At 66.9% G+C, this 23275-nt stretch carries 20 protein-coding genes and 3 tRNA genes; 7 read left to right on the top strand and 16 right to left on the bottom strand.

Annotation, left to right across the window (positions count from 1 at the left end; all coding sequences use genetic code 11):
• Window positions 1-38 precede the first annotated feature (38 nt).
• The 5 genes from ACZK5G_RS15365 to ACZK5G_RS15345 all read right to left on the bottom strand — a co-directional run bounded on the left by ACZK5G_RS15365 (window position 39) and on the right by ACZK5G_RS15345 (window position 2225).
• Window positions 39-515 (bottom strand): LEA/WHy family protein, encoded by a 477-nt coding sequence (locus ACZK5G_RS15365; protein WP_049401709.1) that lies wholly within the window; start codon window positions 513-515, stop codon window positions 39-41.
• Window positions 516-677: 162 nt separating this feature from the next.
• Entirely contained in the window at window positions 678-1229 is a 552-nt protein-coding gene (locus ACZK5G_RS15360; protein ID WP_049401708.1) for a lipocalin family protein, read from the bottom strand.
• Window positions 1230-1325: 96 nt separating this feature from the next.
• A complete protein-coding gene (locus tag ACZK5G_RS15355; protein ID WP_107432594.1) occupies window positions 1326-1901 on the bottom strand; it encodes a hypothetical protein in 576 nt (191 codons plus the stop codon).
• A 99-nt stretch (window positions 1902-2000) separates the two neighbouring features.
• Window positions 2001-2076 (bottom strand) — tRNA-Phe (locus tag ACZK5G_RS15350).
• A gap of 73 nt (window positions 2077-2149) precedes the next feature.
• Window positions 2150-2225, bottom strand: a tRNA-Phe gene (locus ACZK5G_RS15345).
• Window positions 2226-2559: 334 nt separating this feature from the next.
• On the opposite strand from ACZK5G_RS15345, the gene ACZK5G_RS15340 reads away from it, so the two are divergent.
• Window positions 2560-3585 carry an NADP-dependent oxidoreductase gene (locus tag ACZK5G_RS15340; RefSeq protein WP_478463966.1) on the top strand — a complete coding sequence of 342 codons (1026 nt, stop codon included), beginning with the start codon at window positions 2560-2562 and terminating at the stop codon, window positions 3583-3585.
• Window positions 3586-3664: 79 nt separating this feature from the next.
• Here ACZK5G_RS15340 and ACZK5G_RS15335 read toward each other — a convergent pair whose 3' ends face one another.
• Window positions 3665-4507, bottom strand: a complete 843-nt coding sequence (locus ACZK5G_RS15335; RefSeq protein WP_478463964.1) for a bifunctional transcriptional activator/DNA repair enzyme AdaA — start codon at window positions 4505-4507, stop codon at window positions 3665-3667.
• A 132-nt stretch (window positions 4508-4639) separates the two neighbouring features.
• Between ACZK5G_RS15335 and ACZK5G_RS15330 the strand changes: the two genes are divergently transcribed.
• Window positions 4640-5401, top strand: a complete 762-nt coding sequence (locus ACZK5G_RS15330) for an SDR family oxidoreductase (RefSeq protein ID WP_121504549.1) — start codon at window positions 4640-4642, stop codon at window positions 5399-5401.
• Between the two features lie 6 nt (window positions 5402-5407).
• On the opposite strand, the gene ACZK5G_RS15325 is transcribed toward ACZK5G_RS15330, so the two are convergent.
• On the bottom strand, window positions 5408-5893 hold the full coding sequence (locus ACZK5G_RS15325) for a hypothetical protein (protein WP_478463962.1): 486 nt from the start codon (window positions 5891-5893) through the stop codon (window positions 5408-5410).
• 161 nt (window positions 5894-6054) lie between these two features.
• On the opposite strand from ACZK5G_RS15325, the gene ACZK5G_RS15320 reads away from it, so the two are divergent.
• Entirely contained in the window at window positions 6055-6225 is a 171-nt protein-coding gene (locus tag ACZK5G_RS15320; RefSeq protein WP_165929940.1) for a hypothetical protein, read from the top strand.
• 62 nt (window positions 6226-6287) lie between these two features.
• Here ACZK5G_RS15320 and ACZK5G_RS15315 read toward each other — a convergent pair.
• The 4 genes from ACZK5G_RS15315 to ACZK5G_RS15300 form a co-directional block, all read right to left on the bottom strand.
• Window positions 6288-6363, bottom strand: a tRNA-Ala gene (locus ACZK5G_RS15315).
• Window positions 6364-6458: 95 nt separating this feature from the next.
• Window positions 6459-7391 (bottom strand): alpha/beta hydrolase, encoded by a 933-nt coding sequence (locus tag ACZK5G_RS15310; RefSeq protein WP_478463960.1) that lies wholly within the window; start codon window positions 7389-7391, stop codon window positions 6459-6461.
• Entirely contained in the window at window positions 7381-8274 is an 894-nt protein-coding gene (locus ACZK5G_RS15305) for an alpha/beta fold hydrolase (RefSeq protein ID WP_478463958.1), read from the bottom strand. The genes ACZK5G_RS15310 and ACZK5G_RS15305 overlap by 11 nt, the downstream gene beginning before the upstream one ends.
• Before the next feature lie 20 nt (window positions 8275-8294).
• Window positions 8295-9350, bottom strand: a complete 1056-nt coding sequence (locus tag ACZK5G_RS15300) for a sugar phosphate isomerase/epimerase family protein (RefSeq protein WP_478463957.1) — start codon at window positions 9348-9350, stop codon at window positions 8295-8297.
• A gap of 101 nt (window positions 9351-9451) precedes the next feature.
• Here ACZK5G_RS15300 and ACZK5G_RS15295 point away from each other — a divergent pair, with 101 nt between their 5' ends.
• Window positions 9452-10033: a TetR/AcrR family transcriptional regulator gene (locus tag ACZK5G_RS15295; RefSeq protein ID WP_478463955.1), complete on the top strand. Its 582-nt coding sequence runs from the start codon at window positions 9452-9454 to the stop codon at window positions 10031-10033.
• A gap of 180 nt (window positions 10034-10213) precedes the next feature.
• Entirely contained in the window at window positions 10214-12544 is a 2331-nt protein-coding gene (locus ACZK5G_RS15290) for a TonB-dependent receptor (protein ID WP_478463954.1), read from the top strand.
• 88 nt (window positions 12545-12632) lie between these two features.
• On the opposite strand, the gene ACZK5G_RS15285 is transcribed toward ACZK5G_RS15290, so the two are convergent.
• A complete protein-coding gene (locus tag ACZK5G_RS15285) occupies window positions 12633-14705 on the bottom strand; it encodes a DUF4034 domain-containing protein (protein ID WP_478463952.1) in 2073 nt (690 codons plus the stop codon).
• A 119-nt stretch (window positions 14706-14824) separates the two neighbouring features.
• The gene (gene rnd / locus ACZK5G_RS15280) at window positions 14825-15904 is read right to left on the bottom strand and encodes a ribonuclease D (RefSeq protein WP_478463951.1); all 1080 of its coding nucleotides are present in this window, start codon (window positions 15902-15904) and stop codon (window positions 14825-14827) included.
• An 84-nt stretch (window positions 15905-15988) separates the two neighbouring features.
• On the opposite strand from rnd, the gene ACZK5G_RS15275 reads away from it, so the two are divergent.
• Window positions 15989-17875, top strand: coding sequence for a formylglycine-generating enzyme family protein (locus ACZK5G_RS15275; RefSeq protein WP_049423890.1), 1887 nt, complete (start codon window positions 15989-15991; stop codon window positions 17873-17875).
• A gap of 89 nt (window positions 17876-17964) precedes the next feature.
• Window positions 17965-18861, top strand: coding sequence for a M48 family metallopeptidase (locus ACZK5G_RS15270; protein WP_478463950.1), 897 nt, complete (start codon window positions 17965-17967; stop codon window positions 18859-18861).
• Window positions 18862-19000: 139 nt separating this feature from the next.
• Here ACZK5G_RS15270 and ACZK5G_RS15265 read toward each other — a convergent pair.
• The 3 genes from ACZK5G_RS15265 to queG form a co-directional block, all read right to left on the bottom strand.
• Window positions 19001-20352, bottom strand: a protein-coding gene (locus tag ACZK5G_RS15265) for an IS3-like element ISStma2 family transposase (RefSeq protein ID WP_478463888.1) whose coding sequence is annotated in 2 segments (ribosomal slippage) — window positions 19001-19905 and window positions 19905-20352 — 1353 coding nt in all. Because the reading frame shifts where the segments join, the coding sequence is not laid out codon by codon here.
• Window positions 20353-20821: 469 nt separating this feature from the next.
• Window positions 20822-22153, bottom strand: a complete 1332-nt coding sequence (gene xseA / locus ACZK5G_RS15260; protein WP_478463948.1) for an exodeoxyribonuclease VII large subunit — start codon at window positions 22151-22153, stop codon at window positions 20822-20824.
• Window positions 22154-22197: 44 nt separating this feature from the next.
• A complete protein-coding gene (gene queG, locus ACZK5G_RS15255; RefSeq protein ID WP_478463947.1) occupies window positions 22198-23268 on the bottom strand; it encodes a tRNA epoxyqueuosine(34) reductase QueG in 1071 nt (356 codons plus the stop codon).
• Window positions 23269-23275: the final 7 nt, after the last annotated feature.

Raw genomic sequence — 23275 nt, 5'->3', positions numbered from 1 at the left:
GGGGGAGCGGCGCCGGGCGCCGCGGCGGAAAGCGGGAGTCAGCGCAGCACGCCCGGCAGGCCCGGGGCCTGGTTGAGGGTGCTGCGGCTGCTGATGTCGAAGCTGCGCTGCTTCTTTTCCTGCGGCGTTGCTGCCACCGTTCCCTTCAGGCCATAGGCCAGGGTGCGGTTGCTGGCCAGCGCATCGGCCACCACCAGGCGTGCGGCCGAGCTGGGCACCAGATCGACCTGGATGACGTCGGCCGAGGTGCCGCCGATGGAAATGCCCGGCTTGGCCTGCAGGGTGCCGGCGTCGCTGTCGCCGACGGTCAGCGCCAGCGCGACGTCATCGAAGGTCATGGGCATGGAGCTGTAGTTCTGCAGGCGCAGGGCTACGGTCCAGTTGCCGTCGGCGCGCACGGTCAGCTGCTGCAGGCTGGCCGCCGGTTCCGAAACACGCTTGACGATGCCGTTGTTGCAGGCAACAAGGGCGAGGGTGCACAGGACGATCAAGGCGATACGGAAGCGGTGGAGCATGGGCGCAGGTCCTCTGGAGGGGTGCGTTGGATAAGCATACTACGGCGTATGGTCGTTTGGATCGCCTGTGGCGACCCGTCGCAGAGGGTAGCGCGTGAAGATGGCGGCCGGGCGTGCGCGGCGCCGGATGGCGCGCGCGTGGTGCGCCGGATGCGGCGCGGTTCAGTCGGCGGGCGTATCGCGAATCGGAGCCATCAGGCGCAGTGGGCCGAGGTCGTAGCCCATCGTCTCGGCTTTCTCTTTCAACTGTTCGAACCGGGTGCGATCCATTTCCGGCAGGCGCGAGAGGATCCACAGGTACTTACGGTCCGGCTCACCGACCAACGCCCACTGATAGTCCGGGTCCAGTGCCAGGACCCAGTAGTCGGCCCAGACCAGCGGCACCCAGCTCAGCCAGTCCGGCACGAAGCGCACCTGCAACTGGCCGGGATGGCCGGCAACCGGGCGTGCAACGCCTTCAGCAACCACGCGTTCTCCGTCGCCGTTGCGGCAGGCATTGGTGACACTGATGCGGCCATCGCGGCGCAGCCCGTAGTTGGCGGTGATCTCGCCGACGCACTGCTTCTGGAACGACACCGGAAGATGCGCGATCTCGTGCCACTGGCCTGCGTAGCGGTCGATGTCCAGCGTGTCGACTGCGCGCACCGGTTCGGCGGCGATCACCGGGGAGGCGGCCAGCAGCAGGCAGGCGAGCAGGGTGGGGCGCAGAGGCATCGGCAGGCTCCAGGCAGGAGTCTGGAGCTTAGGCGAGCGGCCACGGGCGCGTGTAAAGGTTCCATGCGCCGGCACCATTGCCGTCGTCGGTTGCGGCTACTGCTCGAACGGGCGTTGACTGCGCTCGTCGCCGTCAAAGGTAAGTGTCCGCGTATGCAATGTGCCGCTGCCCATATCCCATTTGAAGGTGTCCAGCCCTCCGCCGCCAGTTCCCTTGGAATGCAGGCGTACTGCGCCGCGGGTCAGATTGTCGGTCAGCAGCAGTTGCGCGGAGCCGTCGGCGTCCACACGGAGTCCGGCCCGGTCCCGCCACCGGTCCTCGCCCTGTCCCTTCGGGGCGTCCAGAGCAAGAGCGACGCTGTTGTCCTCGAACGTGCTCAGGCCGCCTCGCTCGGCGCCGGAAGCGTCGAAAATCAGGATGCCGGCAGCGCGGCTTCGTCGCCCTTCTTCTACGCTGTCCTGGCCAATCTCCACCCGTACCACGCCGTGCTCGTCGAGTACCTGCAGCTGCCGCGTGCTCAAATGATCGACGTGTAATGGGGCATCGCGCTGCGAAAGCAGCCAGGCCGTGACTGCGGCCAAGCCAAGCAACAATACGGACAGCCCGGCAACCAGCCATTGCAGGCGACGCAGCGATTGCCGTAGTTGGGACAGGGAAGGGGTGTCATCCATGTCATCAGTGCTCCATGCAGTGAACCAAGAACGGTACTACAGAGACGGCAGGCACGGTCGCGCAAAAAAAAGACCTGCATTTCTGCAGGTCTCTGAAGATGGTGGCCGAAGACGGAATCGAACCGCCGACACGGGGATTTTCAATCCCCTGCTCTACCAACTGAGCTACTCGGCCAAATTGTGTGGCAACCGTGATCAAACCCGGTTTCCGGAAAAAAAAGACCCGCATTTCTGCAGGCCTTCGAAAGTGGTGGCCGAAGACGGAATCGAACCGCCGACACGGGGATTTTCAATCCCCTGCTCTACCAACTGAGCTACTCGGCCACATGTTTCGTTGCAGCGAGGTCGCTGCCAAGGACGCGTATATTACGGAGGTCGGCTGCCTTCGGCAAGCGTTTTGCCAAGATTTCTTCACATTGCCGTCTGCGCGCTCGCAAGTGCTTGATCCTCCGTTCTGGGGCGGGGCGTGGCCAGTCGATCATCGTCTGCGGTGGAAATCAGCAGATCGCCGCGATCGCCAAAGCTGCAAGGGCAAGGGCTGCGCCGGACCTGCGCCGGTCCGGGCGATGGAACGCTGTTTTCGTGGCCGCCATCGGGGATGGCTGCGGCGTAGTGTCGGCACTCCTTTCCTGATGCTGGCAACAGCAGAGACCTGGCCATGTCCGATCCCTCGACCACCTCCCGCATCGTGCTTGCGTCGCGTCCGCAGGGGGCGCCAAGTGCAGCCAACTTCCGCCTGGAACAGGTTGCGTTGCCGTCATTGGCCGATGGCGAGGTGCTGCTGCGCAACCGCTACCTGTCGCTGGACCCGTACATGCGTGGACGCATGGACGAGGGCCCCTCGTATGCCGCGCCGGTGGCGGTGGGCGCGGTGATGGAAGGGCAGACCGTGGCCGAGGTGCTGCAGTCCAACGCCGAGGGCGTAGCCGCAGGTGAGCTGGTGCTGGCGCCGGGGGGCTGGCAGACCCACGCGGTGCTGCCGGCCAAGGCACTGGGGCGCCGCCTGGACCCGGCCGGACTGCCGCTGAGTACCGCGCTGGGCGTGTATGGCATGCCCGGCTTCACCGCCTATTCCAGCCTGCATGAAATCGCCCGTTTGAAGCCGGGCGAGACGCTGGTGGTGGCTGCCGCGACCGGGCCGGTGGGCGCGACCGTGGCCCAGCTGGCCAAGCTGCAGGGCGCGCGCGTGGTCGCCATCGCCGGCGGCGAAGCCAAGCGTGCCTATCTGCAGACGCTGGGCGTGGACGTGGCGCTGGATCATCGCGCCGCTGATTTCGCCGCGCAGCTGCGTGCGGCGGTGCCCAAGGGTATCGACGTGTATTTCGAGAACGTAGGCGGGCACGTGCTGGATGCAGTGCTGCCGCTGCTCAACGACTTCGCCCGCATTCCGGTGTGCGGCACCATCGCCACCTACAACGAGCGGGGCGTCGAGCAGCCCGGCCCGGACCGGTTGCCCGCACTGTTCAGCCAGATCCTGCGCCAGCGCCTGACCGTGCGTGGTTTCATCGTGCACGACTTCAACCACCTGTGGCCGGAGTTCGAACGCGAGATGCCGCAGTGGCTGCGCGACGGCCGCATCCAGTACCGCGAGGATGTGGTGGAAGGGCTGGAGAATGCACCGGAGGCGTTCTTCGGGCTGTTGCAGGGGCGCAACTTCGGAAAGCTGGTGGTGAAGCTGGATTGAGCGTTCGCCGGGATTCGCCGGGCATGGCCCGGCGCTACCGCGCGGTGTGCCGACCAAGGTCGGCAGCTACCGGGTTGCATCAGCCGTTGGCTGCCTTTTCCCGGCGCAGCAGTTCGCGCTTGCGCGCTACGCCCCAGGCATAGCCGGACAGGTCGCCATCGCGGCGCACCACGCGGTGGCAGGGCACGGCCACCGCCAACGGATTGCTTGCGCATGCGCGTGCGACGGCACGGCTTGAGCGCGGCGCGCCGATACGCGCGGCGATGTCGGCATACGAGGCGGTCTGGCCACGTGGGATCTGCTGCAACGCCTGCCACACGCGCTGCTGGAAGGCGGTGCCGCGGATATCCAACGGCAGCGTGGCGCCCCGCGTCGGATCCTCGACCAGGCCTACGACCTGTGCCACCAGTTGCTCGTAGCCCTGGTCGGCGCCGACCAGTTCGGCTTGGCGGAAGCGTTGCTGCAACGACTGCAGCAGTGTCTCCGGATCGTCGCCGAGCAGGATCGCGACCACGCCGGTCCCGCTGCTGGCCACCAGCACGCTGCCCAGTGAGCTTTCGGCAAGCGCGAAGTGGATGACTTCGCCGCGCCCCCCTGCGCGCCATTGCTTGGGCGTCATGCCCAGCAACTTCGGTGCGTTCTCGTAGAAGCGTCCACTGGAACCGAAGCCAGCATCGTGGAAGGCGTCGGTGATGCGTTCCTGTTGTTCCAGCCCGGTGCGCAGGCGGTCGGCGCGCAGCGCGGCGGCGTACTGCTTGGGGGTCAGCCCGGTGGACTGCTTGAACAGGCGATGCAGGCGCGTCGGGCTGCAGCCAGCAATATCGGCCAGTTCCTGCAGCGAGGGTTCGTCGAGGCTGGTCTGCAAGTGGCGGCAGACCCGTTCGATGCGGTCATCGAGGGCGGTGGTGGCGGTACTGTCCATGGCCGGATTCTGGCATGTGCCAGTGCTGCGGAAACTCCGTTTCCTGCACTCACCTGTGAGGCCCGGAAACGGAGTGTTGGCGGGCCGAACGCACGGCATCGTGGCGGCCACTTCACAACCGGTACCACGACCATGCGCCTGAACAACAAGATCGCTCTCATCACCGGTGCCAGCGCCGGTATCGGCCGCGCCAGCGCGCTGCGCTTCGCTGCCGAAGGAGCAAAGCTGGTGCTCAACGCACGGCGGCCGGAGCCGCTGCAGGCGCTGGCCGAGCAGATTCGCGCTGCCGGTGGCGAAGCCGTGGTGCATGCCGCCGACGCGGCCAACCCGGGCACGGCGCAGGCGCTGGTCGATCTGGCCCAGCAGTCATTCGGCGGCCTGGACATCGCGCTCAACAATGCCGGCATGCTCGGCCCGGGCGTGCCGGCGGCGGAGTTTCCGGTGGATGCCTGGCGCGAGGTGATGGCCACCAATCTCGACGCCGCCTTCCATGCGGCACGCGCGCAGCTGCCGGCACTGCTGGCGCGCGGCGGCGGCTCGCTGGTGTTCGTCGGTACCTTCGTCGGCCACACCGTGGGATTCCCGGGAATGGCGGCCTATGCGTCAAGCAAGGCCGGGCTGATCGGCCTGAGCCAGGTGATCGCTGCCGAATACGGTGCGCGCGGCGTGCGCAGCAACGTACTGCTGCCCGGTGGCACCGATACGGAGATGGGCCGGCAGGCCGCACCGACCGGCGATGCCCGCGACTTCGTGCGCTCGCTGCACGCACTCAAGCGCCTCGCCGAGCCGGAGGAGATCGCCAATGCGGCGCTGTTCCTGGCCAGCGATGAGAGCAGTTTCGTTACGGGTACCGCGATGCGCGTGGAGGGTGGGGTGTCGATCACCCGTACCTGAGCGCGGTCACGTGCGTGGTGAGTAGCGAATGCCGCTGCTGGCCATGAAGCCTTTCGGATCGAAACGGGCCCAGGCTTCGCCCCAGTTGAACCGGGCTTGGCCGCCGCTCAGCTTGCGACCCAGCGCCGCACCCAGCGTGCGGCGCATGAAGGCGACTTCTGCATCGATCGCTGCCTGGGTTGGCCAGCCGTCTTCCAGTGTTGCACCGGGTAGATCGACGCCCATCGTCACCATGTCGAGCTGTTGCCCGTGGAAGCACAGGCTGATGCCAGCGGGCGCACCGCCCAGGCTGAGCCGGTGCAGGCTCAACCAGTGATAGCCGGTGCCGACATCACGCTCCCCAGTTACCAAGGCGGTAAAGGCGATGCGCGCTTCATCCAGTGAGAGCGTGGGGCAGATCAAGGCCGGCAGATTGCCGAGCTGGATGCTGCCGTCGGTCGCATCGAGGCGCATCGGCACGGCGTGTGCTGCGTGCTGGGCAGAAGAGGGCATGGCATACCGGTGGGCGTGGTGCCTCGGATTCTGGCTGCACGGGGGCCGCAGCGGCAAGCCAGTGCCTGCACATGACGTTGGCACAGGACTGACCTGTGGCTTACCCGGCAACCTCTAGCGTGATGGGCAACGTTGGCGTTCCGCCGGCGAGGGAGATTTCAATGAACGAGCGAGGCAAGGATCAGGACCCGAAGCAGGGCATCCAGGAAAGCCGCCAGGACAGGAAGCAGGATGACGTGGCCAAGCAGCGGCCGGGGCAGCGCGATCAACAGGTGCGCGATACGCACTCGCGCAGCCCGCAGCGCAAGGACGGCGGCGAGGAGCCGGCCTGAGCCGGGGGTGCTGAAAAGAAAAAACCCGCAGATCACGGAGATCTACGGGTTCTTCTGAATAGTGGTGGAGCCAAGGAGGATCGAACTCCTGACCTCGTCATTGCGAACGACGCGCTCTCCCAGCTGAGCTATGGCCCCACGGCAGGGTTTCAGTGTAGCGCTGCCTGCCGGGCTTGCCAAGCGCCGGGCCGGGACGGCGGCAGGCGTGGATCTGCCGCCGTCCCCCAGCCGGTTCAGGCCAGCGCCTGGCGCAGCAGATCGCCCGCGCGCTGTATCGCCATGCCGGTGGAAGCGGCCACGCCCTGCAGGTGGATGCAGGCGTGGATCATCCCCGGCAGCCGCTCCAGCATGCAGTCGACACCCGCAACCTGCAGGCGGTGCGCGTACTGCTCGGCCTCGTCGCGCAGCGGATCGTGCTCGCAGCTGAGTACGGAGGCAGGCGCCAGCCCCTGCAGGTCGGTTGCGTGGGCGGGCGAGGCCAGTGCCGGCGGTGGATCCAGATCCATCCCACTCAGATAGGCCTGCCAGCAGCGCTGCATCAGTTCGGCGCTGAGGTAATAGCCCGTGGCGTAGTCGCGGTAGGAACCGCTGCCCATGCCGGCATCCAGCGCCGGGTACAGCAGCAGTTGGTGGCACGGTTGCGGCAGGCCCCGTTCGCGCAGCAGCAGGCAGCAGGCGGCGGCGAGGTTGCCGCCGGCGCTGTCGCCACCGATCGCCAGCCGCCGTGGGTCCAGGCCGAGGCGCTCGGCGTTGTCCTGCAACCACCGCCAGGCGTCGGCGACGTCATGCAGTGGAACCGGGAACGGGTGCTCCGGCGCCAGCCGGTAGCCCACTGCGGCGATCACGCAGCCACTGGCATTGGCCAGCGCACGGCAGGGGCCGTCATAGACCGCCAGCGAGCATTGGAACCAGCCGCCGCCGTGGGCGAACAGCAGAGCCGGTACCGGTCCATCGGGAAGCCCTTCCGGCGTGTAGAAACGCAGCTCCAGCGCATGCCCGTCGCGCGCGATTACCGTGTGTTCGATCACATGCGCAACCGGCTGTGGTGCTCCCTGCAACTGTGGCAACGCGCTCTCGCTGATCGCCCGCAGTTCGCGCAGGTCTTCCGGCAGCGCATGGGCGGCGACGGCGTCGACAAACTCCTGCAGCGCCGGTTCAAGCAGCATGGCGTGCCTCCTGCAGGAACGGCAGCAGCTGTGCAAGGAACGCCTGCGGCGCTTCTTCCATGATGAAGTGGCCGCAGCCCGGCACGATGCTGCCGCGCACATCATCGGCATGCGGTTGCAGGGTCAGCATCGGGGCATCGCCAGTGGCGTGTTCGGCGCCGATCGCCAGCACTGGCATCGGCAAACGGTGCTGCGCACGCTGCTTGTTCTGGCGGATCGTTTCCGGAATCGCGCGGTACCAGGCAAAGCCGGCGCGCAGTGCACCGGGCCGACTGTAGGCGGCAATGTAGGTATCGGCGGCCACCGCATCACGGCGGTACGACCAGCGGTCGAACATGAATTCCAGGTAGGCGCGCTCGCGCCCCGTAATCAGTGCTTCCGGCAGGTCGGCCACCTGGTTGAACATGAAGTGCCAGAGGAAGATGTTGTCAGCCGGTGCGGCGAAGATGCCCGGTTCCGGCGCCAGGCCGGGAATCACCGCTTCGGTGACCGCCAGCTGGCGCACGGCCTGCGGCTGATCGCTGGCCAGCGCATAGGCGATCCACATGCCGATGTCATGTCCGACCACCTGGTAACGATCGTGGCCCAGTGCCTGCATGGTCTGGTGCAGGACGGCGGCGGCACTCCCAGTGTCGTAGCCGTGGGCAGGGCGGTCGGATTCGCCGATGCCCGGTGGATCGACCGCGATGGCTTCGAAACCGGCTTCGGCCAGCGCATGCAGCACGTGGCGCCAGGCATACCAGGTCTGCGGCCAACCGGGAATCAGCAGCACCGGCTCGCCATGGCCGGCGGAAACACAATGCACGCGCTGGCCGTCGATACGCAGGTAGTGATGGCGCAGGGCATCGTCGCCGGCAGTGCCAGCGGAAGAAAGGGTGTTCATGGGGGTTGCTCCGTTGGGGCTCAGGCGATGCCGAGCATCTGCTGCATCTGTGTGGTGCTGATCGGTGCACCGGCGAAGTCGTCGAAGATCTTGTCGGTGACCGGAATGATGTGGTCGCGGATGAACGCGGCACCTTCGCGCGCGCCGGCTTCCTGGTCCTTCAGGCAGCACTCCCATTCCAGCGTCGCCCAGCCCGCGTAGTCGTACTGGGCCAGCTTGGAGAAGATCGACTTGAAGTCGACCTGGCCGTCGCCCAGCGAGCGGAAGCGGCCGGCGCGCTCGGTCCAGTCGGCATACCCGCCATAGATGCCCTGGCGGCCGCTCGGGCGGAACTCCGCATCCTTGACGTGGAACATGCGGATCAGCGGGTGGTAGATGTCCAGGTACTCCAGGTAGTCCAGCTGCTGCAGCACGAAGTGGCTGGGATCGAACAGGATGCGGCAGCGCGGGTGCTGGTCGACGCGTTCGAAGAAGCGCTCGAAGCTGGTGCCGTCATGCAGGTCTTCGCTGGGATGGATCTCGTAGCAGAGGTTGACGCCGTTGTCCTCGCAGGCATCGAGGATCGGCCGCCAGCGTCGTGCCAGTTCGTCGAACGCTGCGTCGATCAGGCCCGGCGGGCGCTGCGGGAACGGGAACAGATATGGCCACGCGAACGAGCCGGAGAAGGTGCCCATGTCCTGCAGGCCGAGACGGCGTGACGCGCGGGCGGCCAGGTGCAGCTGCTGCTGCGCCCATTCGCTGCGCGCCTTCGGATTGCCGCGCAGTGCTTCCGGGGCGAAGCCATCGCAGAGCTCGTCGTAGGCCGGATGCACGGCCACCAGCTGGCCGAGGATGTGGGTGGTCAGTTCGCTGACCTGCAGGCCGTGCCCGGCCAGGGTGCCGCGGAGGTCGTCGCAGTAGTCCTGGCTGTCGGCAGCTGTGGCCAGGTCGAACAGGCGTGCATCCCACGCGGGAATCTGCAGGGCCTTGAAGCCGTGGCCGGCGGCCCACGCGGCAATGCTGGCGAGGCTGTTGAACGGGGCCTGGTCGCCGGCGAACTGCGCCAGGTGCAGGCTGGGGCCCTTGAGGGTCTGCATGTGTTGCTCCACTTGTTTGTCGATCAACAAAGAATAGGCGCGACCCTCGCGGTGGTCAACACCCGCGTTACACTGCGCGCCTCACTGGAGCAGGCAGGCAGATGGCAGGGCGACCGCGCGAATTCGACAGGGACCAGGCGTTGCGCAAGGCGATGCTGCTGTTCTGGCAGCACGGCTATGAAGGCACGTCGATGTCGGCACTGGTGGAAGCACTGGGCATCGCCTCTGCACGCATCTATGCCGCGTTCGGCAGCAAGGAGCAGTTGTTCCGCGAAGCCGTTGCGCTGTACGAGGAAGGCGAGGGCGGCTTCGCGCCGCGCGCGCTGGAGCAGGCCACGCTGCGCGAGGCGATCGGGTCCATGCTGCGTGACGCCGTGTTGACCTACACCCGGCGCGGGCGGCCACACGGTTGCCTGGTGGTGTCCTCGGCCAGCAGCGTGTCGCCCGATGGCGAGGGCGTACGGGACTGGCTGGCCAGCCATCGTCGCCAGCGTACGGCGGCGATCATTGTGCGGCTTCAGCAGGCGCAGGCCGAAGGGCAGCTGGCCGGCGATGTGGCGGTGCAGGCACTGGGCGATCACTTCGCCACGGTGCTGCACGGCATTTCGGTGCAGGCCCGTGACGGCATCAGCCGCGAGCGGCTGCTGGCGATGGTCGATGTGGCGTTGACCCCGCTGCCCTGAGTCAAGCCTTCAGGGCGTGCGGAATGCCCGGTGACTGTGCCGAAACCGCTTGTTTCGCCGGGTTTGGGTGCTGCGCAACGAAATCGTAACAATTTGGGGGATAATGGCGGCTTGCGCAGTTATCCTCCTTTTTGCCGCCCGGCTCGCGCAGGCCGCACGGACGCCTCCTCAGAGCATTTCATGCCCTCCCATTCCGATTCCCGCCGCCTGTCGGGTATGTCGTCTTCCTTCGTTTCCTTCCGCCGCCACCCGCTGGCCCTGGCCTGTGCTGGCCTGGCCCTGGTCGGCAGCTTCGGTGCCGCCGCGCAGGATAGCGCGCCGACCCCGACCGGCCTGGACACGATCACCGTGACCGCCGAACACCGCGAGCAGAACCTGCAGGAAGTGCCGGTCTCGGTCGGCGTGGTGCAGGGCGAGCGCATGCGCGACTTCACCGCCGGCGGCGACGACACCCTGCTGGCACTGTCCGGCCGCGTGCCGAGCCTGTATGCGGAAACCACCACCGGCCGCATCTTCCCGCGCTTCTACATCCGCGGCCTGGGCAACATCGATTTCTACCTGGGTGCCTCGCAGCCGGTGTCGATCATCCAGGACGACGTGGTGCTGGAACACGTGGTGCTGAAGTCCAACCCGGTCTATGACGTGGACCAGGTGGAAGTGCTGCGCGGCCCGCAGGGCTCGCTGTTCGGCCGCAACACCACCGCCGGCATCATCAAGTTCGATACCCTGAAGCCGACCCAGGACTACACCGGCCGCGTCAGCGCCAGCTATGCGACCTACAACAGCGTGTCGATCGACGGCGGCTTCGGCGGCCCGATCAACGACATCGCCTCGTTCCGCGTGTCGGCCCTGTACCAGCACCGCGATGACTACGTCGACAACACCTACAAGGGCCCGAGCGCCGACGGCACGGTCAGCCCGAAGAAGAACGCCATGGGCGGCTTCGATGACCGCAACGTGCGTGCGCAGCTGCTGCTGACCCCGAGCGACCAGTTCTCGATCCTGGCCTCGGCCCACGCCCGTGATTACGAGGGCACCTCGACCCTGTTCCTGCGCGGTGCGCTGACCAAGGGCTCGAACAAGACCGACGTGCCGCGCGACAAGGTCGCCTACGACGAAGCCGACAACAACCCGCAGGCCTACAAGACCTACGGTGGTTCGGTGAAGGCGCGTTACGACTTCGGCGCGATCGACTTCACCTCGATCACCGCCTACGAAACCACCTCCGGCTACAGCCGCGGCGACACCGACGGCGGCGCTGCGGTGAACTTCCCGGTCAACGGCGTGCCGAACGGCTACGGCCAGTCGATGGGCCGCATCCGCGACCTGGACCAGTGGACCCAGGAGTTCCGCCTGGCCAGCCATGACGACAGCGCCCTGCAGTGGCAGGCCGGTGCGTTCTACTTCAGCGGCAGCGACACCACCGACTTCTACCAGCGCGCGTGGTTCCTGCAGGGCGCGGCACGCAACCCGAACAACTGGGTGCGCCTGCGCAACAAGAACACCTCGTGGGCCGGTTTCGGCCAGATCAGCTACGCCTTCACCGACAAGTTCACCGTTACCGCCGGCCTGCGCCAGACCAAGGACGAGAAGCACACCCGTCTGCTGAAGACCGCTGATACCGCCGCCGGCGTGGTCACTTACAAGGGCCGCACCGACGTCAAGATGTCCGATACCACCCCGAGCTGGGATCTGAGCGCGATGTACCAGATCACGCCGGACGTGAGCGTCTACGCCAAGGTCGCACGCGGCTTCCGCGGCCCGACCATCCAGGGCCGTTCGGCGGTGTTCAATGCCGATTTCACCACCGCCGATTCCGAGACGATCCTGTCCTGGGAAGCGGGCGTGAAGAGCAGCCTGTGGGACAACCGCCTGCGCCTGAACGCCACCGCGTTCACCTACACCGTCAACGACATCCAGCTCAACGGCAATGATTCGGACGGCAACGGCGTGCTGTTCAACGCCGACAAGGCCAAGGCCTACGGTTTCGAAGCCGACATGGAGCTGCGCCCGATCCCGAACCTGACCCTGAGCGCCGGCCTGAGCCTGCTGCACAGCGAGATCAAGGACAAGCGCGTGTATGCGCAGGTCTGCGGCCTCAACGGCCAGGTGGTGTGCACGGTGAATGACCCGACCATCAAGGTCGGTGCCAACACCTTCGCCCAGATCGACGGCAACCCGCTGCCGAACGCGCCGAAGTACAACGTCAACCTGGCCGCCCGCTATGACTTCCCGGTCAGCGATGCCGGCACCATGTTCGTCTCCACCGACTGGAACAAGCAGGGCTACACCAGCTTCGTGCTGTACGACAGCAAGGAGTTCAACTCCAAGGGTGACTTCGAGGGTGGCCTGAAGATCGGCTACTCGGGCAACTACGGTGCCTACGAAGTGGCGCTGTTCGCGCGCAACATCACCAACGAGAAGAACCTCAAGGGTGTGATCGAGAACTACATGGCCGCGGTCTACAACGAGCCGCGCACCGTGGGTGTCTCGCTGAACATGAACTGGTAATGCGCTGTCGCGGTGGCGGGCCGTCCCGCCATCGCGCTGCTGGAATGAAAAGGGCGGCCCGGATTACCGGGTCGCCCTTTTCGTTGCTTCAGACCGCAGTGAGGTTGCTGTCCTGGCTGCGCTGGCCGAAGGTCAGGGCCCAGGTGGCGCTGTCCACCTGCTGGCGGTCCTGTTCCTGCTGCTTGCGTGCGCGGCTGGCACCGAACCAGCGACCCTCGCCGTTGATCAGCGGCGCCATGCGCACCACGTCCACATACTCCGGATCGATCTCGCTGGCACGCTGCAGCCAGGTCAGGGCGAGGAATGCATTGGCCGGGACGCCGTTGCCGACGTGGTAGATGTCGGCCAGGTAGCCTGATGCCCACAGCTTGTCGTCGTCGTCACCGCGCCACCACAGCGGAATCAATGCGCGCTCGACCGCTTCGCGTTTGTGCGCGTCATTCTGGCCATCCAGCGCCAGGCAGGCCAGGTTGCGGCAGGTCGGGCCCCACACCCGCTCGCCGGCCTCGGCCTCATCCAGGCAGCGCAGGTACAGCCCGCGCGCACGCGCTTCATTCTCCGCGCCGCCTGCGGCGACGAGGCGCACGGCCAGGTTGTAGGTGGCGATCAGGTCGCCGCCTTCCACCGCACGCTCCTGCCAGTAGGCGGCCTTTTCCGCATCGGCGAACTGCGGTTGGTCGCGGCCACCGAGGCGGCCCTTGTACAGGTCGCACAGCGCCGACATCGCACCAGCGTCACCGGTTTCAGCCATGCGCTGCAGCAGTGACAGGCCCGCGGCCTGCGAAACATCACAGAACAGGTTGGCGGCGAACGTCACCGCCGAGGTGTTGTCCTGCTGCGCAAGCTTCAACGCGCGCTGCAGCAGGATACTGGCGCGCGTCGGGTCGCTGGCCTGGCCGAGCAGGCCATGCTCGATGGCGGTAGCGGCCCAGAGCAGGCCGATCGCCGAATCGCCTTCGCGCGCGGCATAGTCCACCACCTGTGCGAACAGTGCTTCGGCACCGTCGACATGGGCGAACCAGGTGCAGGCCTCGAGGTTGCTGAGCCCCTCATGCAGGACCACATCGCGGTCCAGTGCCCATGCCTGCTGCAGATCTTCAAGCACCGCCTGCATGTGGTGCGGATCCCACTGCACGACGTCTTCGATGTCTTCAACGCGGCCAAGCCGGTAGCGCAGCCCGGCACGCTGGGCCAGCACCTGCGCGCGCAGGTTGCGGTCCAGGTGCCAGTCGAGGATCTGCGCGTACGCGCGCTCGTGCGCGGCCACGGCGTCGGCATCCTCGCGGTGGGGCAGATCGCCCATCCAGTCCTGTTCCTTGTGCCAGCGCAGCGCGTTGCTCTGCGCCAGTTCCAGGCCACGGCACCAGCCACCCTCGATGAAGTTCTCCATCGCCTCATGGCTGCCGCCCCAGCGCGGGTACAGGAAGTACAGGGTGTCTTCCAGCGTGGCCAGATCGTCCGGGCGCTGCTCCAGCACCAGGCGCATCCAGTACGCCAGCGGTGCGTCGAAATCGTCCTGGCTGCGCTCGCGCAGCAACGGGGGCAGCGTATCCGGCAGCGTCTGCAACGGCGCACCGAAGCGCGACAGCAGCTGCAATGCCTGTGGCCAGGCTTGAGGGTAGTGCTCGGCCAGCGCGGCGTCATCGGATGCGGCGGGCTCCCCGGCCTGCAGCGCACGCAGCCAGTTCGGTTCGCGCAGGTAGCTGGTGATGCGCTTGATGCCATCCAGCGCCAACGCAGGTCGTGGCGACAGCGGAATCGCCTGCAGGTAGGCATGCACGGCATGATCGCGGGCCAGCTGCGCCGCCAGCCATTGGCTGTCTTCCACCAGCGCGGCCACATCGGCGCTGCGCAGGGCACCGGCCGCTTCTTCCCAGCAGGCACCGAGGCGCAGATGGGCGTAGTAGCTGTGGGGGGCGGCGGCGACCCACTGCTGTGCCTGCTGCAGGCGCTCATCCAGGGTCAGGGTAGGATCCTGCAGGTTGCGCAGGCGCCAGCGGATGCCGGGGAGTGGCCGTTCGCCGCCCAGCCAGGCTTGTTCGTGCGGCGCCAGCTGCGCGTCCAGTTCGGAGTAGCGCTTCGCCTGCAAGGCAGCGCGCGCCCCTGTGCGCCACGCCAGGTCCTCGGCGGAGAGGCCGTTCTTCGCAACTCCATTTGTCATCTGATGCAATCCAACATTGGCGGGGACGCTATTGGACAGTCCCGCGCTCGCGTCGGCAAGCGTGGCAGATGCTCATTCTGTGTGTTGCGGGCGCCGGCGCAGTGCCGGCGCCCGCAGTGTCAGCGTGCCGGCAGCAGCGCCTGCAGTCGCGATTCCAGTTCCTGCTGGCGCCAGCCGGCCAGTGCGGCGGGCCATTGGCGACATTCCAGATAGCTTTCCAGGTGCTTGCGCGAGGCAAGGATGCCATCCGGCAGTCCCAGTTCGCGGCTGCGCTCGGCCACCGCGTCCTGCAGCTTCTTCACCGCCTGCTTGTTGCTGTCGTTGGCGGGTAGCGCCAGCGGTGCCCCGGCCTCATCGGCCAGCGGTGTGGACAGCGCCTGCCAGACCGCGCCGGCAAGCTTGCGCGGTGCCTTCGGGAACTGCTCGAACAGCTTGCCCAATGCAGCCTCGTCGGCCGGTGGCGTGCGCGCCAGGGTGGCGGCCAGTTCGTTGTCCAGGATCCAGCTTCGCGGGCGGTCGCTGTTGCGTGCCTGCACATCACGCCAGCGCAGCAGGCGCAGCAGGCGGTGCTGTGCGGCCGCGTCGAGGAACTGCGCCGAGCGCATCGCCAGATGCGGCCAGCGGTCTTCGTCATTGGCGACGCTGGCCAGCAGGCGCTCGCCATCGTCGTGCAGCCACTGCTGGCGGCCGAGTGCCTGCAGCTTGGCATCAATGGCGTCATGCAGCGCGAACAGGTGCTCGACGTCGTCGGCGGCATACTGCAGCTGCGACTCTGAAAGCGGGCGGCGCATCCAGTCCGAACGGGTTTCGCCCTTGGCCAGGGCGACGCCGGTGATTTCCGCCACCAGCTTCTGGTAGCCCATGCCGCCGCCGATGCCTGCCAGCGCAGCACCGATCTGGGTGTCGAACAGCGGCCGTGGCAGCACGCCGCACGCCCACTTGAAGGCGACCAGGTCTTCGCTGGCGCTGTGCATCACCTTGGTGATGGATTCATCGGCCAGCCACGGCGCCAGCGCCTCGGTCATGCCGGGAATCAGCGGGTCGATCAGCAGGATGTCCTGCCCGACCGCCATCTGTACCAGGGCCAGCTGCGGCCAGAAGGTGCGCTCACGGATGAATTCGGTATCCAGGCCGATGCGGGTCGGGCGCTGCTGGAAGTACGCATCCAGCTCGGCGGGGGTGGTGATCCAGGTTGCCACGGGTCAGGGCCTACTACTCGGGTTTGCTCAGGCAGGGGAGAATAGCCTAACGTCGGTGCGCGTCCGTGCCGAAGGAGGCTCTGCTTGCGTTTTTCGTTGTCGCCCGTGCTGTGCACCGCCCTGGCCTTGGCCCTGGCCGGCTGCACGCCGTCGCCCCCCACGGCAACGGACCGGAGTGCCGGGGAACAGGCGCGCCCGTCCGCGGACGCAGACAGCGACGAGCGCCCGCAGGCCGGGCAGGGCAGCGTGACCATCGCCGGTGAGGATGCCGCCGAGGATGTACAGCAGTGGACGCCGCCGCGGGTGGACCGCCAGGGCCGCAGCCTGGCCCAGTTGCGCCGCGCCGCCGAGCAGGCGTTCGCCGAAGGACGGCTCTATGAGGATGCCGATGCCGCCATCCCGCTGTGGCTGGCGGTACAGGAAGAGGATCCGGATGACCGCCAGGCCCGCCAAGGCCTGCAGCGCGCCCGCCAGCGCCTGCAGCAGCAGGCGGATGCGTTGCTGGTGCGGCCGCTGAAGCAGCGCGAGGCGCTGGCCGAGGCCAGCCGCCAGGCGCTGGTGCTGCTGACGCTGGCGCCGAAGGACGAGAAGGTGCGTGCGCTGCAGGGACGGGTGGAGCTTGCCCAGCGGGTCGTGGCCTATAACCGCGCCGGCGAAGAGGACCTGCGCTCGGACCGGATCGGCGAGGACGGGGACGGGGCCATCGGCAACTTCCGTGAGGCACTGGCACTGGATGAGGACAACAGCCGCGCACGGCAGGGACTGGCCGCGGCCGAAAGTGGACTGATCCGCCGCGCCGAAGACGCGGCACGCACGCGCGATTTCGCCAGCGCCGGCACCTGGCTGGCCGAAGCGAGCAAGGTGCGCGACTCTTCGCCCACCATCGCCGACGCGTTCGAGCGCATCGAGCAGATCCGTGCGGCGGCATTGCTGCAGCTGCGCGATGACGGCCTGCGCGACCTGTCCACGCCGCAGGGCCTGAAGCCGGCGCGCGAGAAACTGGCCGAGGCCCTGCGCATCGCCCTGCCGGGAGACGCGGTGGTGGCCCAGCTGCGTGAGCGTATCGACCTGGCCACCCACTACGGCAGCTTCCGCCCTGGGCAGGTGTTCAGCGACGCCATGCGCGATGGCGGACGCGGGCCGCAGATGGTGGTGGTGCCGCATGGCGGTTTCCAGATGGGCGCCGGCGATGCCGAGCCGGGCTCGAGCGATGCCGAGCGACCATCGCACTATGTGCGCTTTGATCGAGGCTTTGCGATGGCGATCACCGAGGTCACGGTCAGCGATTTTCAGCGCTACGTGAAGGCGACCAATGCGCGCCCACGGGCGACGCGGCGCGGCCATTCGGTGGTCTATGACGAACGCAGCGGCAACTTCATCCGCCGCAGCGGCGTGGACTGGCGCTCGGATTACGACGGTGGCCGCGCGATGGCCAATTCGCCGGTGATGCACGTCAGCATCCGCGATGCCGAAAACTATGCGGCGTGGTTGTCCGAGCAGACCGGGCGCAGCTACCGGTTGCCCAGTGAAGCAGAGTTCGAGTATGCGCTGCGCGGTGGCAGCAGTGGTCGTTACCCCTGGGGCGATGCCGGCACGCCGCCGCCGGGCAGCGGCAATTTCACCGGCAGCAAGGACGTGTCGCCGTCCGGGCGGCATTGGCACAACGCCTTCATCGGCTATGGCGATGGCTGGTGGGGGCCGGCACCGGTAGGGAGTTTCCAGGCCAATGCCTTCGGCCTGCACGACATGGGCGGCAATCTCAGCGAATGGGTGGCCGATTGCTGGCATGCCAGCTACCGGCGCGCGCCCTCCGATGGCGCCGCCTGGTTCAACCCGGGCTGCCGCGCACGGGTGATCCGGGGCGGCAACTGGGCCAATGCGCCGGAGCAGACCCGTGCCGCCTGGCGGCAATCCCAGGACTCGGATACCACCAACGCGCGCATCGGCTTCCGCCTGGTACGCGGCATCTGATCGGCGGCCGGCTTCACCCGTTGCTGGCATCGGCGCACTAAGATTGCGCCGTGCCCGCCGGCCGGCGGGGCCTGCTGGAAGCCGACCCGATGCGCAATGATCCCTTCTCCCGCTCGCCGCAAGGCCCGCAACGGCGCGGCCTGTTCGGCAACATCCGCTGGTGGGTGCTGTTGCTGGCCGCCGGCTATGCGGTCTTCTACTGGTTTTCCAACCGCACGGTGGATCCGTATACCGGCGAGAAGGTGATGATCGACAGCAGCCTGGATGCGCGGCAGGAGACCGCTTTGGGGCTGCAGGCCTACCAGCAGATCCTGTCGCAGGAACGGCCGATGGATCCCAATGCGCCGATCGCGCGCGATGTGCGCGACATCGCCCAGCGGCTGATTGCCAAGGTCGATGTGGTGGAGACCGCGCTGGCCCAGGAGCACGGCGTGCAGCCGGCGCATTTCGCGCGGGATTTCCAGTGGGAAGTGAATGTGATCCCGTCCGAGCAGGCCAATGCGTTCTGCCTCCCGGGCGGCAAGATGGCGGTCTACACCGGGCTGGTGCCGGTGGCGCGCACCCGTGATGCGATGGCGGTGGTGATGGGCCATGAGATTGCCCATGCGCTGCTGCGCCACGGTGCACAGCGGATGGCCCAGCAGAAGCTGACCCAGATCGGGCAGGTGGCCGGCGCCGCCAGCGGCATGGATGCGCAGCAGCAACAGATGATGATGTCGGCGATGGGTTATGGGTATCTGCTGCCGTATGCGCGCAGCCACGAGACGCAGGCCGATGAAGTGGGGCTGATGCTGGCCGCAGCGGCGTGCTTCGATCCACGCGAGGCGGTGCCGCTGTGGCAGCGCATGGGCCAGGCCAGCGGTGGCCAGGCGCCGCCGGAATTCTCCTCGACCCATCCCAACCCGGGTACCCGCATCCAGAACCTGCAGGCGTTGATGCCGAAGGCGCTCGAGTACCGGCAGGAGTTCTGCGAGCAGGCAAAGTAGAGGGTTGTTCGGCAGGGCTGCGCCCTGCACCTGCCGAAGCAACAGCAACAGCGTGCATTCCGTGGGATGGCGGGGTGGGTCCGGTTGCGGGAGACGCCGTAAACCCGTCCATGAAGTGACCCCCGAGACTTGGACGGGGTCAGGCGGCCGATTGGGCCTGCTCCCGGTACTTTACCGGGCTCAGACCTTTCAGTTTCAGTTTGATGCGCTCTTCGTTGTAGTACTGGATGTATTCCACCAGCCCAGCTTCCAGACTCTCGATGCTGTCAAAGCTGTTCAGGTAGAAGAATTCCGACTTCAGCGTCCCAAAGAAGCTCTCCATCGCCGCATTGTCCAGGCAGTTGCCGCGCCGGGACATGCTTTGTTTCAACGAGTGCTTTTCCAGCATGTGCCGGTAGTTTTCATGCTGGTACTGCCAGCCCTGGTCGGAGTGGATCATGGGGCGCTCATCCGGGGGAAGCTTCTTGATGGCCTCCTCCAGCATTTGGCCCACCAGATCAAATACGGGCCGACGCTTGATCTGATAAGCCACGATTTCACCGTTGTAGAGGTCCATGATCGGCGACAGGTACAGCTTCATGCCCTGCACCTTGAACTCGGTCACGTCAGTCACCCACTTCTGGTTGGGGCGCTCGGCATGGAACTGGCGATTGAGGTCATTGCCAACCACAACATTGGCCGCCCCCTTGAAGGCCTGGTAGCGCTTCACACGCACCCGCGATTTCAGTCCCATCTCCCCCATCAGGCGCTGAACCCGCTTGTGATTGGTCCGATGACCCTGATTGGCCAATTCCAGCGTCACCGTGCGATAGCCATAGCGCCCTTGGCTTTGATCGTAGATTGCACGGATGCGCTCGCACAGGGCTGCCTCATCCTGATCCGGATGGGCCAGGACATGGTTCTGGTAATAGAACGTACTGCGTGACAGCTCAGCTGCTTCGAGCAGAAGCGACAGCGTATGAACCTGCCTCAATCCCTGGACGGCTTGCGCTTTGCGTCCTGCGCCGCCTGCTCTTCCCGGATCAAGGCATCGAGTTTTTTTAGGTAGTCGGTCTCCGCACGCAGATAGGCGACTTCCTTGAGCAGCTCATCGCGGCTCATATCCTCAGGTGGCTTGGACGAACGGGTCTTTTTCATCGGCTTTCGGGGCGGCGGCGGAGGGGGTGCCAACGCTTGGGCACCGCCTTGAGCATACAGGCGCCGCCATCGCCCCACCGCGCCGGCATCGCCAATTTGAAAGTAGGTGGTGGCCTCCCGCCCGGACATGCCGTCCTGGCTCATTTTCTCCAGGACAGCCAGTTTGAACGGGAGGTCATAGGACCGGGCATGGCGATGAAATCCCCGCCAACCATGCAGCCGATAGGTCGCCACCCAGCGCCTGACCGTGGAGAACTCCAGGCCGTGGCGACGGGCAATGGCTTTGACCGATGTGGAGGTCTTGCAGGCCTCTTTGGCGACCTGCAGTTTGAAACGCGCGTCGTATTTGTTCATGTATCCCTCGGGGTTGGATCTGGTGTCCAACTCCCGGGGGTCACTTCACCATGGGGGCTTGGCCGCGGCATCCATGCCGCGGACACTCCCGCAACCGCACCCACCCCGCCTTCGACAGATTCTCGCGACCTGCAGTAGATCCACGCCATGCGTGGATGCTCTTCGATCTCAATTCGAAATATTCGATTCCGATGGAGATTCATCCACGCATGCGTGGATCTACCGTGTCGACCAAGGTCGACAACTACCAACAGCCACCGGAATCTGTCAGAGGTGGGGCGGTGTGGTTGTGCAGGACCGTTGGCGCCATGGATGGCGCCATCGAGCCCCCATGGATGGGTTTACGGCGTGTCCTGCACAGCCACACCGCCCCGCCATCCCACGGAATACTCGCTTTTAACGTTGACGTTGACGTTGCCTTGGCTTGAAGCCTCTGCAGGTGCAGGGCGCAGCCCTGCCGAACACCCCTTTACTTGACCTGCACCTCGATCACGCCGTCGCCAACGCGGGCCTGCAGGGCGTCACCCGGCTGCACCTGGCCGACGTGCCGCACCAGGGCACCGTCGTCGCTGCGGGTCAGGATGCTGTAGCCACGTGCCACAGTCGCCAGCGGGCTGACCGCTTCCAGCGAACGCGCCAGCCCGCGCAGGCGCAGTGCATCGCGTTCCAGCAGGCGCTGCATCGCAATCTGCGGGCGCCCGCGCAGGGCTGCCAGGCGGCGCTGCATCGCGTCGAGCTGGCGTTGCGGATGGTGCCCGCGCAGCACCGCCGCCGCATGGCGCAGGCGTGCGGCACGGCGTTCCTGCTGCTGGTTGAACGCGGCATGCAGGCGCCGGCCCAGATCGAGCTGGCGGCGGCGCAGCAGGTCCAGCCGCGCCTGCGGGCTCTGTGCGTTCAGGCGCAGCAGGGCGCGGTCGGCGCGCTGCATCGCCTGCTGCATCGCATGCCGTTGCAACTGCACCATGCGGGCGGCCGTGCGGCGCAGGCGCAGGGCCAGTTCGCGCTGGTCGGGTACCAGCAGCTCGGCCGCCACCGACGGCGTCGGTGCGCGCAGGTCGGCGGCAAAATCGCTGAGGCTGAAGTCGGTTTCGTGTCCCACCGCCGACACCACCGGGGTGCGGCTGGCGGCGATCGCTCGGGCCAGGGCTTCATCGTTGAAGGCCCACAGGTCTTCCAGCGAGCCGCCGCCGCGGGTCAGCAGGATCACGTCGTAGCGGCCACTGGCGTCGGCGGCCTGCAGCAGGCGGGTGATCTGCGCGGCGGCACTGCTGCCCTGGACCAGGGTCGGCAGCAGGTCCACTTCCAGCAGTGGGAAGCGGCGGCCGAGCACGCTCAGCACGTCGCGTACGGCGGCACCGGTGGGCGAGGTGATCACTGCCAGGCGCTGCACGTGCGCCGGCAGCGGCCGCTTGCGTGCCGGGTCGAACAGGCCCTCGGCCTCCAGGCGTGCCTTCAGCTCCTCGAAGGCGCGGCGCAGCGCGCCTTCGCCGGCTTCTTCCATGTGGTCCAGCACCATCTGGTACTCGCCACGGGCGTCGTATAGCGTCACCTTGCCGCGCACCAGCACGCGCATGCCTTCGCGCGGCACGAACTTCAGGTACTGCGCCTTCATCCGGAACATCGCTGCGCGCAGCTGCGCACGTGCGTCCTTCAGGGTGAAATACATGTGCCCGGAGGCAGGGCGCGCCACGCTGCCCAGTTCGGCCTCGACCCAGATCGCCGGGAAGCTGCCTTCCAGCAGGTCGCGGGCCAGGGTATTGAGCTGGCTGGGGGTGAGGATGTCGTTGTTGCGTGGCTGCATGGGAACGGCGTGCTGCGGGCGGAACGGGGGCTCAGGATCGCACGTCAGCGCACCGTATGCTGGCCCAGCGCCCACTGCACGTGTTCACGCACCAGCGGCGAGGGATCATCGATGCGGGTGTGCAATGCGGCGAGCGCTTCGGCCGAGGGCGGTGCATTGCCCAGTGCTACGGCGATGTTGCGCAGCCAGCGCTCGTGGCCGCTGCGCCGGATCGGGCTGCCTTCGGTGCGGCGCAGGAACTCGGCTTCATCCCAGGCGAACAGCTGGTCCAGCCGCGCGGTATCGAGGTTGTTGCGCGCGCGGAAATCGGCTTCGTCGGTACGCTTGGCGAACTTGTTCCAGGGGCAGACCAGTTGGCAGTCATCACAGCCGTAGATGCGGTTGCCGATCAACGGCCGCATCTCTTCGGGAATGGCGCCGTCGTGCTCGATGGTCAGGTAGGAGATACAGCGCCGCGCGTCCAGCCGCTGCGGGCCGGTGATGGCCTGGGTCGGGCAGACATCGATGCAGCGCGTGCAGGTACCGCAGTGTGCCGTGGCCGGTGCATCGATCGGCAGCGGGATATCGATGTAGATCTCGCCGATGAAGAACCAGGAGCCGCCATGGCGATCGATCAGGCAGGTGTGCTTGCCGATCCAGCCCAGGCCGGCATTGCGCGCCAGTGCGCGTTCCAGCACGGGCGCCGAATCGACGAATACGCGGTAGCCCAGCGGTGCCACTTCATCGTTGATCTGCGTGGCCAGCTTCTGCAGGCGGTTGCGCATCAGCTTGTGGTAGTCGCGACCCAAAGCGTAACGGGCCACGTAGGCGCGGCCTGGGTCGGCCAGGGTTGCCCAAGCCTCGGTGTCGTCCTTGTGGCTGTAGTCCATGCCCACCGAGATCACCCGCACGGTGCCGGGCAGCAGTTCGGCCGGGCGCGCGCGCAGGGTGCCGTGGCGCGCCATCCAGTCCATCGTGCCGTACAGGCCCTGGCCCAGCCAGTCGGCCAGGTGCGCTTCATCCTCGCCCAGCTCGATGCCGGCGATGCCACAGCGCTGGAAGCCATGCGCACGGGCGAGTTCGCGGATGCGCTGCACGGCCTGGGCCGGATCGACAGGGGCGGGGACGGGGGACATGTGCACC

This window comes from Stenotrophomonas sp. 62841_Sma, from assembly GCF_056482945.1.
This window is presented reverse-complemented; position numbering and strand designations above follow the sequence as displayed.